General features: G+C 29.4%; 14 protein-coding genes. All 14 read right to left on the reverse strand.

Annotated elements, in window-relative coordinates:
• Positions 1 to 16: 16 nt before the first annotated feature.
• Positions 17 to 2,083, reverse strand: coding sequence for a methylmalonyl-CoA mutase (scpA, locus tag ACFOWD_RS12660; RefSeq protein WP_377411119.1), 2,067 nt, complete (start codon positions 2,081 to 2,083; stop codon positions 17 to 19).
• On the reverse strand, positions 2,076 to 3,422 hold the full coding sequence (locus ACFOWD_RS12665) for a methylmalonyl-CoA mutase subunit beta (protein WP_377411122.1): 1,347 nt from the start codon (positions 3,420 to 3,422) through the stop codon (positions 2,076 to 2,078). Before ACFOWD_RS12665 ends, scpA begins: the two co-directional genes overlap by 8 nt.
• A complete protein-coding gene (locus ACFOWD_RS12670) occupies positions 3,422 to 3,742 on the reverse strand; it encodes an FtsB family cell division protein (RefSeq protein ID WP_298994175.1) in 321 nt (106 codons plus the stop codon). The genes ACFOWD_RS12665 and ACFOWD_RS12670 overlap by 1 nt, the downstream gene beginning before the upstream one ends.
• A complete protein-coding gene (gene udk, locus ACFOWD_RS12675) occupies positions 3,743 to 4,348 on the reverse strand; it encodes a uridine kinase (RefSeq protein ID WP_298994173.1) in 606 nt (201 codons plus the stop codon).
• 76 nt (positions 4,349 to 4,424) lie between these two features.
• Positions 4,425 to 5,735: an ABC1 kinase family protein gene (locus tag ACFOWD_RS12680; RefSeq protein ID WP_377411124.1), complete on the reverse strand. Its 1,311-nt coding sequence runs from the start codon at positions 5,733 to 5,735 to the stop codon at positions 4,425 to 4,427.
• Positions 5,736 to 6,398: a TetR family transcriptional regulator C-terminal domain-containing protein gene (locus ACFOWD_RS12685; protein ID WP_298994169.1), complete on the reverse strand. Its 663-nt coding sequence runs from the start codon at positions 6,396 to 6,398 to the stop codon at positions 5,736 to 5,738.
• Positions 6,399 to 6,518: 120 nt separating this feature from the next.
• Positions 6,519 to 6,809 carry a hypothetical protein gene (locus tag ACFOWD_RS12690; RefSeq protein ID WP_377411126.1) on the reverse strand — a complete coding sequence of 97 codons (291 nt, stop codon included), beginning with the start codon at positions 6,807 to 6,809 and terminating at the stop codon, positions 6,519 to 6,521.
• A gap of 25 nt (positions 6,810 to 6,834) precedes the next feature.
• The gene (locus ACFOWD_RS12695) at positions 6,835 to 7,674 is read right to left on the reverse strand and encodes a hypothetical protein (protein WP_298994165.1); all 840 of its coding nucleotides are present in this window, start codon (positions 7,672 to 7,674) and stop codon (positions 6,835 to 6,837) included.
• 73 nt (positions 7,675 to 7,747) lie between these two features.
• Complete coding sequence (locus tag ACFOWD_RS12700) at positions 7,748 to 8,005, reverse strand: hypothetical protein (protein WP_298994163.1); 258 nt, start codon at positions 8,003 to 8,005, stop codon at positions 7,748 to 7,750.
• An 87-nt stretch (positions 8,006 to 8,092) separates the two neighbouring features.
• Complete coding sequence (locus tag ACFOWD_RS12705) at positions 8,093 to 8,896, reverse strand: AfsR/SARP family transcriptional regulator (protein WP_377411128.1); 804 nt, start codon at positions 8,894 to 8,896, stop codon at positions 8,093 to 8,095.
• A gap of 7 nt (positions 8,897 to 8,903) precedes the next feature.
• The gene (locus ACFOWD_RS12710) at positions 8,904 to 9,416 is read right to left on the reverse strand and encodes a hypothetical protein (protein ID WP_377411130.1); all 513 of its coding nucleotides are present in this window, start codon (positions 9,414 to 9,416) and stop codon (positions 8,904 to 8,906) included.
• 11 nt (positions 9,417 to 9,427) lie between these two features.
• A complete protein-coding gene (locus ACFOWD_RS12715; RefSeq protein WP_377411133.1) occupies positions 9,428 to 10,429 on the reverse strand; it encodes an NAD(P)H-dependent glycerol-3-phosphate dehydrogenase in 1,002 nt (333 codons plus the stop codon).
• Between the two features lie 10 nt (positions 10,430 to 10,439).
• Positions 10,440 to 13,688, reverse strand: coding sequence for an HAD-IB family hydrolase (locus ACFOWD_RS12720; protein WP_377411136.1), 3,249 nt, complete (start codon positions 13,686 to 13,688; stop codon positions 10,440 to 10,442).
• Between the two features lie 2 nt (positions 13,689 to 13,690).
• Complete coding sequence (locus tag ACFOWD_RS12725) at positions 13,691 to 14,851, reverse strand: alpha/beta hydrolase (RefSeq protein WP_377411139.1); 1,161 nt, start codon at positions 14,849 to 14,851, stop codon at positions 13,691 to 13,693.
• Positions 14,852 to 14,854 lie beyond the last annotated feature (3 nt).

The raw sequence follows: 14,854 nt of genomic DNA on the forward strand, positions 1-14,854 counted from the left end.
ATTTTCTTTTATCTAATTATTCATCAGAAACACTGTCAATTAATATAGTAAGTAAATCTATGGCAGCTTGTGCTATTTTTGTTCCTGGGCCAAAAACTCCTACAGCCCCAGCATCAAATAAGAATTGATAATCTTGTGCTGGTATTACACCACCAACAATGACCATAATATCTTCACGTCCATATTTTTGTAATGCTGAAATTACTTGTGGAACTAAGGTTTTATGACCTGCAGCTAATGAAGAAATACCTAAAATATGTACATCATTTTCTACTGCTTGTTTGGTTGCTTCTTGTGGTGTTTGAAAAAGAGGCCCAATATCTACATCAAAGCCTAAATCAGCATAACCTGTAGCCACAACCTTTGCACCTCTATCATGACCATCTTGACCTAATTTGGCAATCATAATTCGTGGACGTCTGCCTTCTAATTCAGCAAATTTATCTGCTAATTTTCTAGCTTGTTTAAAGAGTTTATCGTCTTTTATTTCTTTACTATACACACCAGATATGGTTTTAGTTACAGCTTTATGTCTACCAAAAACAGCTTCTAAAGCATCAGATATTTCACCTAAAGTTGCTCTATTTCTAGCTGCTTTTACTGCTAAATCTAATAAATTTTCTTTTCCAGATTTTGCAGCATTAGTCAAAGCTACTAAAGATTTTTCAACTTCTTTAGTATTTCTGTTTGCTTTAAGTTGTGTTAATCTTTCTATCTGAGAATTTCTAACGGCTTCATTATCTACTTCTAAAATATGTAATGGATCTTCTTCTTTTAATTGATATTTATTAACACCTACAATTACATCTTGTCCACTGTCAATTTTAGCCTGTTTTTTAGCAGCTGCTTCTTCAATTCTTAATTTAGGAATTCCTTTTTCTATGGCTTTGGTCATTCCTCCTAAATCTTCTACTTCTTGAATTAGCTCCCAAGCTTTGTTGGCAATTTGTTCAGTTAATTTTTCAACATGATAACTACCTGCCCAAGGGTCTACAGTTTTTGTAATATGGGTTTCTTGCTGTAAATAAATTTGAGTATTTCTTGCAATTCTAGCAGAAAAATCTGTAGGTAAAGCAATGGCTTCATCTAAAGCATTGGTATGTAAACTCTGTGTACCACCAAAAGCAGCAGCCATAGCTTCTATAGTTGTTCTGGCTACATTATTAAAAGGATCTTGTTCCGTTAAAGACCATCCACTGGTTTGGCAATGAGTTCTTAATGCTAACGATTTTGGGTTTTTTGGATTGAATTGCTTCACAATTTTAGCCCATAACATTCTTGCAGCACGCATTTTGGCAATTTCTCTAAAATGATCCATACCAATTGCCCAAAAGAAAGAAAGTCTAGGAGCAAAAGCATCTATATCCATACCAGCTTCTAAACCCTTTTTAATATATTCTAAACCATCTGCTAATGTATAAGCTAATTCAATTTCTGCAGTTGCACCTGCTTCTTGCATATGATAACCAGAGATAGAAATTGAGTTAAATTTTGGCATCTTATGGCTTGTGTATTCAAAAATATCAGCAATAATTTTCATAGATGGAGAAGGAGGGTAGATATATGTATTTCGAACCATAAACTCCTTTAAAATATCATTCTGTATTGTGCCAGATAATAATTCAGGTGATACTCCTTGTTCTTCTGCAGCTACAATGTAGAAAGCCAAAATAGGTAAAACTGCACCATTCATGGTCATAGAGACCGACATTTTATCTAAAGGAATTTGGTCAAATAAAACCTTCATGTCTTCAACAGAATCTATGGCAACTCCTGCTTTTCCAACATCACCTTGTACACGTTCATGATCTGAATCGTAACCTCTATGAGTGGCTAAATCAAAAGCAACAGATAATCCTTTTTGACCAGCAGCTAAATTTCTTCTGTAAAATGCATTACTTTCTTCAGCAGTTGAAAAACCTGCATATTGTCTAATTGTCCAAGGTCTACGAACATACATGGTTGAATATGGACCTCTTAAATTTGGAGCAATACCTGCAACAAAATCTTCATGAGAAAAAGCTTTAGCTTTTGGCTGATTGCTTTTAGCTAATTTTATATTGGAAACATCTTTTCTACTCATTTTCTAAACGGTTTTTTTCAATGTTTTCAGAAAGTCGTTTTCTAACAATTGGAGTGATTAATGTTTTTATATTTCTTTGTTTTACAAAAGGATACAATTCTAAATCATGTTTCATTTTATCTGCAGCATTTGATTGTAAATTTGTACCTAATAACACAATTTCTTGAGTATTAAACTTTTCTTCTTCTTTGCTTGCGCTTTCAGCAATTTTCTTTTGAATAATACCTTCTTTAAGTTGTTTTAAAAAACCACCACCTTTTTCTATTTGTTTAAAAATTTCTAATGCTTTTTCTGCTAATTGAAGTGTTAAAGATTCTATATAATAAGCACCATCAGCAAAATTCTGTGCTTCAGATAAATAACTTTCTTCCTGTAAAATCAATAATTGATTTCTTGAAATACGTTCTCCAAATTCATTAGATTTATGATAAATGCTATCATAAGACACATTACAAACAGTATTAGAACCTCCTAAAACAGCACTCATGCATTCAGAAGTTGTACGTAACATATTTGTATTGTAATCGAAAATGGTTTTGTTTCGTAAACTAGGTTTTGTAAAAATATGAGCCTCTATATTATTAATATCATATTGACTTAATAGTGATTCCCACAATATTCTAAATGCTCTTAACTTTGCAATTTCAAAGAAGTAATTTCCTCCAACAGCAAAATTAAAAGTGATATGATTTGCAACTTTGCCTCCAAAATGATTTAGATACTCATTAGCATGAGCTAGAGTGTAGGCTAATTGTTGTGTAATATTAGCACCTGCATTTTGATATAAATCTCCAGAAACTGAAATATTATTATTTGTTACAGAAACTATTTTATCAAAAATTTCGTGGTCTTTTTTTAAATTATAAAACCAATTACCTGTTTCTGCTAAGTTTCCAATAATATCTGTTTGTATAAAAGTGTTATCTGCATCACAAAAATCTGCAAGCTTAGTTTGAAACTCAAGATCTAGAAAACTAAGTTTAAAATATAAAGGAGTTTGGCCTGGAAAACCTCTCAATAAAGTTTTAGGGTCAAAAATTTTATCTGCTTTAAATTGAATTGTATTTGCACCTCTTTTTAGGGCATCTACAGCTATACTATTTGCTATTTTTTCGTCATCTATAAAAATAGTTTGACAAATGTTAAAGCCTTTTTTAGGTAAATTTATTTGAGCATTGGTCTTGTCTTCTTTAGTATAAAAAGGTTTTACTGTAATGCCTTCATCTGTATGCCAAAGTAAAGTTTCATTATAATCAGCTCCTTTTAAATCTACTTGAATTTTTTGTTTCCAAGCAGTAGCTGAAACAGGATCAAAATCGTCAAATAAAAATGTACTCATTAGTCTTTTATGGTATCAAATTCAATTATATAAATGTCTTCGTTTTCTTTCTTCATTAAGTATTTTTCTCTTGCAAATCGTTCTAACTCTAAAGAATCTTGAAGTTTTTTTATGGTTTCTTTATCTTTTTTTATTTTCTCTTTGTAAAAAGAAATCGTGCTTTCTAAATCGTTTATTTCTTTGTTAAACTTACGATGCACTAAATAAGAGTTTTCATCAAAAAAAAGCATCCATATGATAAAAGGAACTAAAATCATCACAAAAGTATTAGTGATAATTTTAAAGAAAAAATTCTTTTTTAAGTTTTGAAAAAATCCCATTTATAGTCTTTCGTTTATCACACTTCTTATAATATCTATAGCTACAGTATTATACCTGTCATTTGGTATAATCATATCAGCAAAGTTTTTTGTGGGTTCTATAAACTGTTGATGCATTGGTTTTAAGGTATTTTGATAACGATCTAAAACTTCATCTATATCTCTTCCTCTTTCAGAAATATCTCTACGAACTCTTCTAATTAAACGTTCGTCTGTATCTGCATGAACAAATATTTTGATATCAAATAAATCTCTTAATTCTTGATTGTTAAAAATTAAAATACCTTCTACAATAACTACTTTTCTAGGATGCGTTTTTACAACATCTTTAGTTCTATTATGAGTTACAAAAGAGTATACAGGTTGATTTATAGTTTTTCCTTTTTTAAGCTCTTTTAAATGCTTTATTAATAAATCGAAATCTATAGCTCTTGGATGATCGAAATTTATTTTTGTTCGTTCTTCGTAAGATAAACTATCTGTAGCTTTATAGTATGAATCTTGAGAAATTACACAAACTTCATCTGTAGGTAATTGTTTTACAATTTGATTTACAACAGTAGTTTTTCCACTACCAGTTCCGCCAGCAATACCAAGTATTAACATAGGTTTTTAGTTGATTTTAGCCGTTTTTTAACTTAATATAAAACAGCTTTATTTAGAGTTTAAAAGTACTAAGATTTTATAGATTTATAAAATTGTTAATCTTAATATCTTTTGCTTTTAAATCGAACATTAAATTATATAATCCAAAGAACGTTCTGTTCATATAGATAAAATGCTTAGATCCTCTACTAGCATTGTAAGAACGTAATTCTACATTTTTTGAATAGCGTTCACCAAATTCAGAAATTTTACCAAAGAACACTTCATCAGAAAAATCGAATTCTTCTACATGAAAAGGTTGGGTGAAAATAGATAACATTTCATGAAACATAGCTTTAAAAAAGGCAAATTCTTCTTTGCTATCTTCTTCTCTTAAAATATCTAACTCCATCATTTTTTCTACAAAAAGAGTGTCGTCTTCTAAAGTTCCTTTTTTAGCTAAAACAAAATAAGGATTGTAAAATGATAATGGAATAGTTTTCATACACCCAAAATCTAAGGCAATTAACTCTCCTTTTTTAGAAACCAAAAAGTTTCCTGGATGTGGATCTGCATGTACCTTTTTTAAATTATGGATTTGAAACATGTAAAAATCCCATAATGCTTGACCAATTTGATTTGCCAATTCTTGATTGGTATTTGCATCTGTAAACTCAGATAGATGAATACCATTCATCCAATCCATAGTTATGATTTGTTTTGACGATAAATCCGAATAATAATTAGGGAAAGCAAGATGATTAATATTTTTACAAGCATTTACAATTTCTTTACTTTGTTTAACTTCTAATTCGTAATCTGTTTCTTCTAACAATTTATCTTGTACTTCAAAGAAATACTCATCAGAAGTTTTACCTTTCATATTAAACATTCTAATAACAAAAGGTTTTAAAAGTGCTAAGTCTGATTTTATACTATCTGCAACTCCTGGATATTGAATTTTAACTGCCAGTTTTTTACCATCTTTTTCAGCTTTATGAACTTGCCCAATACTTGCAGCATTATAGGCTTTAACATCAAATTTATCAAATATTTCTGATGGAAATTTACCAAAACTCTTTTTAAAAGTCTTTAAAACTAAGGCTTCAGATAATGGTGGAACAGAAAATTGAGCTAATGAGAATTTTTCTACGTAAGCTCTTGGTAAAATACTCTTTTCCATACTTAACATTTGAGCTACTTTTAAAGGACTCCCTTTTAAGTCTTTTAAACTGTCGTAAATATCTTCTGCATTGTCTTTATTAAGCTGTTCTCTAGCATTTTCTTCAGAGTCTGTGATCTTATTACCATAATATTTTAAATAATTCACGCCAACTTTTGCACCTGTTTTTACAAGTTTAGAAGCTCTTTGAATTTTAGAAATCGGAATTTTACTGGCTTTTTTCATTTAATCCGTGTTTTTTTGGAATTTTTCTTTATACACAAATTTTCCTAAATCGAATGCGTTTTTAAGAAACTTGTTTTCTATAAGTTCGAAGCTAGTATTGATTGATTTCTCGATAAAAATATCTGTTTTTTCAAAAGATTCAGAAGTGTCTTCTAACCAAAATTTAATGGTAATTAATAACTGAATCCAAGCAGAATGATTGATGATATTAGATTGTAGTTTCTCTAAACCATCAATAGGTAATATACTTTCTGTTAATGATAAACTATTTACAAAAGCCATAAAGCTTTTTTGTAAAGAAGAAAGTGTTTTGTATGATTTAAGTTGATTTTTACATCCTTTTAGAGCTACTTCTACATAGGTTCTATTTAGATTAAGATTCTCAAAAAATGTAAAATATAAACTTAGTAATTTGTTTTTGTTATCGAAGGTTAAAAATTCTTCACTTTCATTTAAAACTTCTAATGAATTTTTAAAAAGCTCATTAAAAATTGTCTTTTCAACCTTTTTTAAAGATTTAAAATGATTGTAAAAATCTTCTACCTCAATAGCAACTTCTTCACAAAAATAATCAACATCACTTGGTTTTATTTGGTTTTCTGAAACCCAATCCATGTATAATGTTAGTATATCTAGTTTAGAAATATTTTTCTTTTTACCCATACAAAACTTTTATACTACAAAAATACGAAACGTTTTACCGTTAAAAGAAAATGTATTGCTATAAAAACAAAAAACCAAGTTAAATTTTAACTTGGTTTTAATATGAAAGTAGGGGGTAAATTAAGCAAATACTTTACGTAATCTTTTAGACCCTTTTACAAAATGTTTTTTATAGCTTTCTAAAGTATCAAAAATTAAATTTTGTTGATTATCTAATAATTTAACTCCGCCTTTAAGTGCTTTATCTGTAACCTGTTGCCATTGAGTAGCTATAGAAATTGTTTCAGTTACTACTTCTTCTGTTGCATTTAAAGCGTAATAATTAGCTTTATTTGCCTTAGATTTTACAGTTTTAATTGCATTTTCTACTTTTTTAGTAAAATTTGCAGTGTTTATTTTATTAGTTGCCATAATTAAAATTTTAATGGTTTAAATTTTATTTTCTTTCCCAGTTTTTTACAGCTTCCATATCGCCTTTTAAAGCTAATTTTGCTTGAGCTTTCCAACCAGATAAATCATAAATTTTTGCATTAATACCTGCATCATTTAATAACTTAGTCATGTTTTTAATTGTCATTTTAGCAATTTGGCTATATGCAGTAACATTTAACTCATTTAAAGACTTTTCTAATACTGGTCCTATACCTTTTATAACTTTTAAATCGTCTTTTTGATCAACTTTTTCAACAACTATTTTTTCTTCAACAGCTACTTCTTTTTTAACTACTTTCTTCTTAGTTGTCTTTTTAGTAGTAGCAGGTTTAATATCGTCTAGTTTTTCATTAACTGTATTTAGAGCTTCTTCTGTATAAGTTTCGATTTTACCTTTAACATCTTCGATAGTTTCAGAAAGATTTTTCTTTAATGTCTCAGACATCTTTTCAGCTTTCTTTACATATTTGTTATTAGCTACTTCTTTTTCGAACTTATCTTTCATCTCCTCAGCTTTTTCAACTAAAGGATGTTCAGCTACTTTCTTTTTTGCATTTTCTAAAACTTGAGCATCATACCCAACTAAATTTTTTAAACGCTCTGTACTAGTTTCTAATTGACCTTTAATAGATTCTGCAGTTTCTACAACCATGTTAATTTGTTGTTTTGTTAAAGGCTCTGCCTTTTTAACTAACTTAGCTGTTAATTTTTGCCACTTTTCTCCTGTTTTTACAGTTGTTTCGATAGCATTGAAAGAAGCATCTATTAAATCGCTATTTATTTTTTTTACGATTGCTTTTGCTTTACCTAACTTATCGTCTTTTTTTGTTTTCTTTGTTGCCATAATATATGTTTTTTTTGTTTTTTAAATTTAATAGTACAAATATAAATCCTCTGAGTTACAGATGAGTTACAGATTAGTTTCTACTAAAAAAATCTAATGCTTTGTTTAAATTTTTCCAAACCATTTCTTTACCATTTTCTAGATTGTTAAATAGTTTGTCTTGTTGTTTTTCTGAAAATTTAAATCCTTTTTTAATAAACTCATCTGTTTTGTTTTGAGCTTTTTCAATTTTCTCAAAAGAGTTTAAAACTGTTTTTTCAGTAGTCTTTAAAGCTTTATCATTTAAATGTAATGCTTGTTCTTTTATTTTATTAATAGATATAGTTTTCATCTTATTATAGTTTTAATTTCTAATTTTGATGCAAACATATAAAGTGTGAGTTGCAAATGAGTTACAAAATAGCTAATGATACGAATACTAAGCTATTGATTCTATTTCTTTTAAAAGGTTTTTAGTTTGTGGAAGAGGAGAGATACCATATTCTTCTTCTAAAATTACCTCACATTTCATGTAAGTTTTAATGGCTTGAGGTCTGTTTCCTTTTTTAATGTAACCTTTCATTTGAATCCTATAGGCATCTTCCCAAGTTGCATCTATTGCTAATGCATTTTGAGCTAGACGAATGCTTTCTAAAGGATTTTCATCTAATAAAATTTCAGCTAAAGTAATATAGGTGCCCAAAATTAAAAGTTGTGTTTTTTCTCGTTCTTCAGAAGTCCAATCTTCATAAATTCTATTAGGTAAAAAAGTGCCTTTGTAAAGTGCTATAGCTTTTTGGTAAGCTTGTTTTGCGATTTGTAGTTCTGTGCTTAAACACGTATTACCAATAATAATATATTGTTCTAAAGCTTCTACATCTATCCAAACTTTGTCTAAGTTAATTTGATAACTTACTCCTTGTCTTTCAATATATATAGGCTCTGTTCTTGTAGGTCTGTTTGGTTCTAATACTTTATTAATACCATGTAAAGCTACTTTAAAATCACGATCGTTCCAATCATCCCAAAGATTATCCATAATTTTTTCTTTATGCAGGGCATTTCTTTGTCTGTTTGAAACTAAAAATTGTAGTAATTGAATGGTTTTATCACGACCCCATTCTTTGGGTTCTATTTTTTGTTGATTTCTCCACACTACAAAATTTCCTAATGTTTCTATGCGAATTGTTGCATTTTCATAAAAGGTATTTAAGTCTTGTAATTGTTGAAGAAAGTTAGACATTGAACAACTATTTTTTATTTAAAGTGTCCATTTTTTTAGAAAGTTTTTTAATTTCTGTTGAAAGGCTTTCTATCTGATTTTGAATTTTATTGAAATCTGATCTAGAGGCGTTTCTCCATTCATTTATTTGAACTTTTTCAGAAATTTCGTCACCAATAATGGTAATTTTATCTTGAATTTCGTCTTGTAAATGCGATAATTGTTTTTTAGGATCTTTTAGGGTATCTCTTATTACTTTTGGGCCAACATCTTTTATGGTTTTCCACATAGAAAGACTTTTATCTAAAATACTTTCTTGCTTTTCTGAAGATTCATGTTTTGTTGCTTCTTCTGTTAAACTTGCTAGTTTATTTTGCATAAAAACAAGTGCGTCATTAAAATCAGAAAAACGTTTTTCCTCTCCATCTTGAACATGTGTAATTTTTCCTCTCCATTGTATTTTAGCTTCTTCGTTTTCTTCAAATATTTGTTGATTAAAACGCACCATAAAAGAGGCATTTTGTTCTTGTTTTTTATTCATAATTCATCATTTTATCCTGGTTCTTTTTCAGAACCAACTTCGTGTTTTAATAGACCTTTAAAAGCATCATTAACACTGTTTCCTTCATATAATACTTTATATATTTCTTTAGAAATTGGCATGTCTACGTTATACTCTTTAGCTAACTCCATAACTACTTTTGCAGTTTTAACACCTTCTGCAACTTCATTCATTTCATTAATAATTTGTTCTAAACTTTTGCCTCTACCTAATTGAAAACCTACATGATGATTTCTACTTTTGGAACTTGAGCAAGTAGCTACTAAATCACCCATACCAGCTAAACCAGAAAAGGTAGCTTTTTTACCACCCATAGCTACACCAAGTCTTGTTAATTCTGCTAGACCTCTAGTTATTATTGCTGCTCTAGTATTATCTCCTGCATTTGCTCCATCACCCATACCAGAAGCAATTGCAATTATATTTTTAAGCGCACCACCTAATTCACAACCAATAACATCTGAATTTGTGTACACTCTAAATAAACCAGAACTAAAAATAGATTGTAGTTTTTCTGCTATAGTTTTATCAACCATAGCAATAACAGCTGCAGCTGCATTGCCAAAATGAATTTCTTTAGCCAAATTAGGACCTGTTAATACTCCTGCTGGATGACCAGGCATAATTTCTTCAATTATTTGAGTCATTCTCTTTTTTGTAGAAATTTCTAAGCCTTTTGCAAGATTAATAATGGGTACCCATGGTCTAATATGAGGTTTTGCTTCTTCTAAAACTTTACGCATACTTTGTGATGGTATACCTAATACAATAACATCTGCGTTTTTTACAGTTTCTTCAATTGAGTTAGAAGCTACTAAAGAAGGAGTAAGTTTAGCATTTGGCAAATACTTTTCATTGGTGTGTTTTTGATTAATTTCCTCTACTGTTTCTGCATCTCTAGCCCAAATTATTGTTTCTGCATTTTTAGCTGTTAATGAAGCTACAGTAGTTCCCCAAGAACCACCACCTAATAATCCAACTTTTAGTTTCATAATATTAAGTTTAATGTTCTAATTCTTTAATATACAAATTTCTAACTTGTTCTATATAATTGTCAATGTATTTAGGTTTCCATTCAGAAGTATCAATAGGGTCTAAAACAACAACTTCTATATGTGTAGGTTTAAAAATATTGCTTCCTTTTGGCATGGCTAAATATGCATTTTTAATAACTATTGGAATTATAGGAACACCTGCAGACATCGCTAAATGAAAAGCTCCCTTTTTAAAAGTGCCTAACTTTTTACTTCCACTTCTTGTGCCTTCAGGAGCAATAGCTACTGAAGTACCATTTTTTAGAACTTTTGATGCATTTTTCATAGATTCTAACGCTTTTTTCTTGTTAGATCTATCAATAAAAATTGCACCCATAGCTTTAAATAATGGTCCAAATGGAGTAAGTTCTAACTCTTTTTTTGCAACACCAGTTACATTTTTTCGCAAAAGTTTAGCGATGATAAAAAAGTCTGCAGAAGATTGGTGATTAAAACAAAAAACAGCAGGTCTAAAATCTTTTAAATTTTGTTTGCCTTTAATATTGATGTCTAATCCTGCTAATTTAGTACCTAAATCTCCAATACTAGAAATGGTAGTATTTATACCTTCTTGATGAGACATGGTTAATAAACCTGTTGCTAAACCTTTTAAAGCTGATGGGTATAAGCTTGCAGCAGCTAAACCTGTTCTTAAGCCATTTACAATAGGAGTTTTTTTAGTTTCTTTAAAACGAAGAATTTTCCAATCGTTTTCAAAAGCAGCTTGAGATAATCTATTATCTGGATTAGTAGCTATAGGTTTACCAACAATTTCTAATAAAGGAAAATCATCAAAACTATCTGTATAAAAGAAACTTTTAGAAAGATCGATATTATTGGCTTTTGCAAATTTACGACCAGCTCTTGCTTTACCCTCTGCCCAGCACATTTCTGAAATCATACCTGTAAACTTCCCTTTTTTTACTTCCATTTCTGTAGCAAAAATATCAGAGATGCCTAATTTATCTGCAATAGGTTTTATTTGATAACGTGTTGCAGCAGATATAATTACTACTTTATGTCCTTTTTCTACATGAGATTTAATTAACTCTACAGCTTCTGGATATATGGTTGATTCTAGATAGTCATGAAAAACTTCTTCACCTAATTCAGTAAATAATTTTTCTTTAATTCCTTTAATTCCAAAAGCAGAGATTCTTGTTAAAATTTCAAAATCTCTATTACCAGCTGCATAAAAAAGAATGGTTGCAAATTGTGCTAATAATTCTTTAGAAGTAGATTTACCACTTAGTAATCTTGATTGTATAAATTTTTTGGCAGAAAAATCGTTAATGATTGTTCTATCTAAATCAAAAAATGCAGCAATATGAGGACCTTCTTCTTCTTCAATTATATCATCAGAGATATTTTCTAATTGTGACCCAGGAACAACTATCTTTTCTTCTTCATTTGAAGTTTTTGGGCTCTTTTTAATTTGTTGTATTTCTAGTTTTTGTAAGAATTCTAGACGACCCATCATGTCATCTAATAAACTCATCCAATTTTCAAGTTTTTTATAATCAACTTTTCTATCTATTGGAGTTAGTTTACTGTTTTTGGCTAATCTTAAAGCACTTATTAAGAAAGGTTTAGAGACACTGTCTAGTCTAATAATTCTATTTTGCCAATGCAATTCTTTACCCTTAAATAAGCACATTTCTATGAACTCATTATCAGAAAATTCATCCTCTAAATCCCAATCGAATAATGTGCTACAAACAACTTTATTTGCTTCTAAATGAATTAGTAATAAAGCTTTTGAGACAAACAACTCTTGTTTAGAAAGTAGTTTTTCTATATCTCCTTCAGGATCATTTATAATGTTTCTCCAATTTGTATCAAAAAGCTGCAATTCATCTTCTATTTCACTACTAAATTGAGGTTTATTTGTGTAGAAAAACTCAAACTTAAATAAGTTCCTTAAACGCATTATTTCATCCCAAAACAATAAAATTCTATTATTAGATTTCTCGTCTTTAATTTTAACTAAAGCCATTTCTATAAATGCTCTGTGATATAAATGAGCAGAGGCCATGTTTGCATAATATGTTGCAGATAAAAATTCTGAAGCTGCTAAATTATATTGAGTTTTATAACCTGCTTTATTTTTTTGAACTATACCTGCACCTTGTAAAAGGTTCAATGCTTTTTGAACAGAAGCTCCAATTTTTTTGCCACGCTCAATTAATACATCCTCTTTTCGCTGACCAATATAATTCATCAACTTTAATACATTAAACTCAAGCTCTTTTTTAGTAAGTGCAAAGTTATTTAGCAGAACATTACAAACTAAAGAAACTGTGGTTACAGGAGTAATCATATTTGCTTTATGAATTAACTCAAAAGCAAAACGTGGTAAGGTGTTTTTATCTGAATAACTATCTTCTTCAATATCTGGTATAATCGCATTTTGGTGTTCACTTGCGTCTACAGGGTTTCCAAATCTAATTGCTGCTTTTCCATATTGATTTCCAAGACTTTTAAAGTATTTGACAAACTCAGCAACATTTTCAGATTTTTTTTCTTTTCCTTTGCCTTCTTCTGTCATTGTTTTAACATCAGGTATCAAGTCATATACAATAGAAACAGGCACGTATTTAATACTTCTAGAGCTGTCTTTTTCACCTTCCATGATGTATTTTAATATCCCCATTTGTGGGTACACTATTTTGCCTGTTCTAGAACGAGTACCCTCTATATTCCAAGTTAAATGATCACCATTTTCTATTAAGCAAGAAATGTAATGTCTTAATGAAGCTTTATATACTGGATTGTCTTTAAAGCTTCTTCTAATAAAAATTAAACCTGAGTTTTTTCCTAATTGTTTAAAGCCAGGGAATGCTAAATTTATGCCACCAAATGTGTAAGGGATAGGCATACCATATCTTGCTAAAGTATTTACTAAAACTACAGTATCTAAATAAGTTTTATGAGTTAAAATAAAAGCAACAGAATGTTGCTTCATTAGGTTCATTAAGTTTTTTATTTCTTCACGATTAATGTCTATCTTATTGCTGTAAGCTTTAGACATCATGAATTGAAATCCTTTGATAGATAAAATATTAGCTACAGGATGTTGTTGAGAATACAATTCTTTGATACAGTTTTCTGCCTCTTTTTTAATTTCAGCAATTCCCTTTTTTTCTGAAATAGCTATTTCTTGAAGCTTCTCTTGAAACTGAGGATGCTTTATAATATTCTCTAATTTATTTTCCATGATTAGCTAAAAAATAAGTTTGTAAATTTTGAAAGTCCTTTTTGTTGCCAAAATTTTGGATAAAAAAGTTGTTCTACTTTTTCAATAATAGTTTCATCTTTTTTGGTTTCTAAATTTGCACTTAGGGCATTTGCAACTGTAAGTAGAATTGTTGCGTTTGCACCCATTCCACAATGACTACCAAATACTTCTATGTTTTTTATGTCTTTTCTATAAGTTTCTGCTTCCATGCAGTTTTTCCAAGGAATTAAACCATCTGTTTTTGTATATACACAAGTTATGGGAACATTAGGTATCTCCTCTAATTCTTTAATGAATTTTTCGTTTCTCTCACGAAGTTTTTGACCTCTTAAAAACTCTAAAGATTTAATAACAGGAGCTTTCATGTTTTTTAATCCCCAAACAGGTGAGCCAATAGTAATTAATTGCTCTACTTTTTCTGGATGTCTATTTGCAATAATTTTTGCAAAAATTCCACCTCCACTCCAGCCAACAAGACTTACTTTTTCTTGATGTTTTTCAAAAATTTCATCTAGTTTTTCAACAAGTTTGGGTATCGATTTAGAATTAATCATATTAACACCTAAATCCCATTTATAGGTTTTAAATCCAACAGATTTTAAATATTTTCTTACAAATCTTGTAGAATTATCATTACCTAAATATGGAGGCATTAACAATACTGGTTTTGTTGTGTTTGTTTTATGTTTTGGAATAAATGGATATAGCCAAAACATAGATGACCACTCAGCAATAGCTCTAGTTTCTAAAATTACATTATATAATGGTGGTGCTGGTATTTTAGCATTAATTCTTTCAATTTCTGATTTAAATCTTTGAATAATATTAAGAATAGTATCTTTTTCTATCTCTTTAAACTCTTCGTTTTTATAGATGGTTTCTAGAAGTAAAACTAAAGTAACATAATCTCTATCTGGTCCAAAATCTTCACATATAGAAATGCATTCGTTTGCTAAAATATTTAGATTTTCTTTTTTAAGAGAAACTTTTTTTATCAACTTAGAAAGTTGTTTATGAAAAGGATGCTGTTCAAAGTTTTTTGTAATAATTTTTTTCGCTGAAGCTTCTGTTGTTCCTTGAGAGACAGCTATAGCAACTGCTAATTTTACAAATGATTGATATACTATTTTATTGTTTTCCATATG

Source organism: Polaribacter marinivivus (genome assembly GCF_042651285.1).
Taxonomy (GTDB): domain Bacteria; phylum Bacteroidota; class Bacteroidia; order Flavobacteriales; family Flavobacteriaceae; genus Polaribacter; species Polaribacter marinivivus.

Bases quoted from the DNA above. Each gene is read 5' to 3' on its own strand.
- ACFOWD_RS12710 (WP_377411130.1), bottom strand. From the start codon at position 9,416: ATGAATAAAAAACAAGAACAAAATGCCTCTTTTATGGTGCGTTTTAAT.
- ACFOWD_RS12695 (WP_298994165.1), bottom strand. From the start codon at position 7,674: ATGGCAACAAAGAAAACAAAAAAAGACGATAAGTTAGGTAAAGCAAAA.
- ACFOWD_RS12700 (WP_298994163.1), bottom strand. From the start codon at position 8,005: ATGAAAACTATATCTATTAATAAAATAAAAGAACAAGCATTACATTTA.
- ACFOWD_RS12715 (WP_377411133.1), bottom strand. From the start codon at position 10,429: ATGAAACTAAAAGTTGGATTATTAGGTGGTGGTTCTTGGGGAACTACT.
- udk (WP_298994173.1), bottom strand. From the start codon at position 4,348: ATGTTAATACTTGGTATTGCTGGCGGAACTGGTAGTGGAAAAACTACT.
- ACFOWD_RS12685 (WP_298994169.1), bottom strand. From the start codon at position 6,398: ATGGGTAAAAAGAAAAATATTTCTAAACTAGATATACTAACATTATAC.
- ACFOWD_RS12680 (WP_377411124.1), bottom strand. From the start codon at position 5,735: ATGAAAAAAGCCAGTAAAATTCCGATTTCTAAAATTCAAAGAGCTTCT.
- ACFOWD_RS12705 (WP_377411128.1), bottom strand. From the start codon at position 8,896: ATGTCTAACTTTCTTCAACAATTACAAGACTTAAATACCTTTTATGAA.
- ACFOWD_RS12725 (WP_377411139.1), bottom strand. From the start codon at position 14,851: ATGGAAAACAATAAAATAGTATATCAATCATTTGTAAAATTAGCAGTT.
- scpA (WP_377411119.1), bottom strand. From the start codon at position 2,083: ATGAGTAGAAAAGATGTTTCCAATATAAAATTAGCTAAAAGCAATCAG.
- ACFOWD_RS12665 (WP_377411122.1), bottom strand. From the start codon at position 3,422: ATGAGTACATTTTTATTTGACGATTTTGATCCTGTTTCAGCTACTGCT.
- ACFOWD_RS12670 (WP_298994175.1), bottom strand. From the start codon at position 3,742: ATGGGATTTTTTCAAAACTTAAAAAAGAATTTTTTCTTTAAAATTATC.
- ACFOWD_RS12690 (WP_377411126.1), bottom strand. From the start codon at position 6,809: ATGGCAACTAATAAAATAAACACTGCAAATTTTACTAAAAAAGTAGAA.
- ACFOWD_RS12720 (WP_377411136.1), bottom strand. From the start codon at position 13,688: ATGGAAAATAAATTAGAGAATATTATAAAGCATCCTCAGTTTCAAGAG.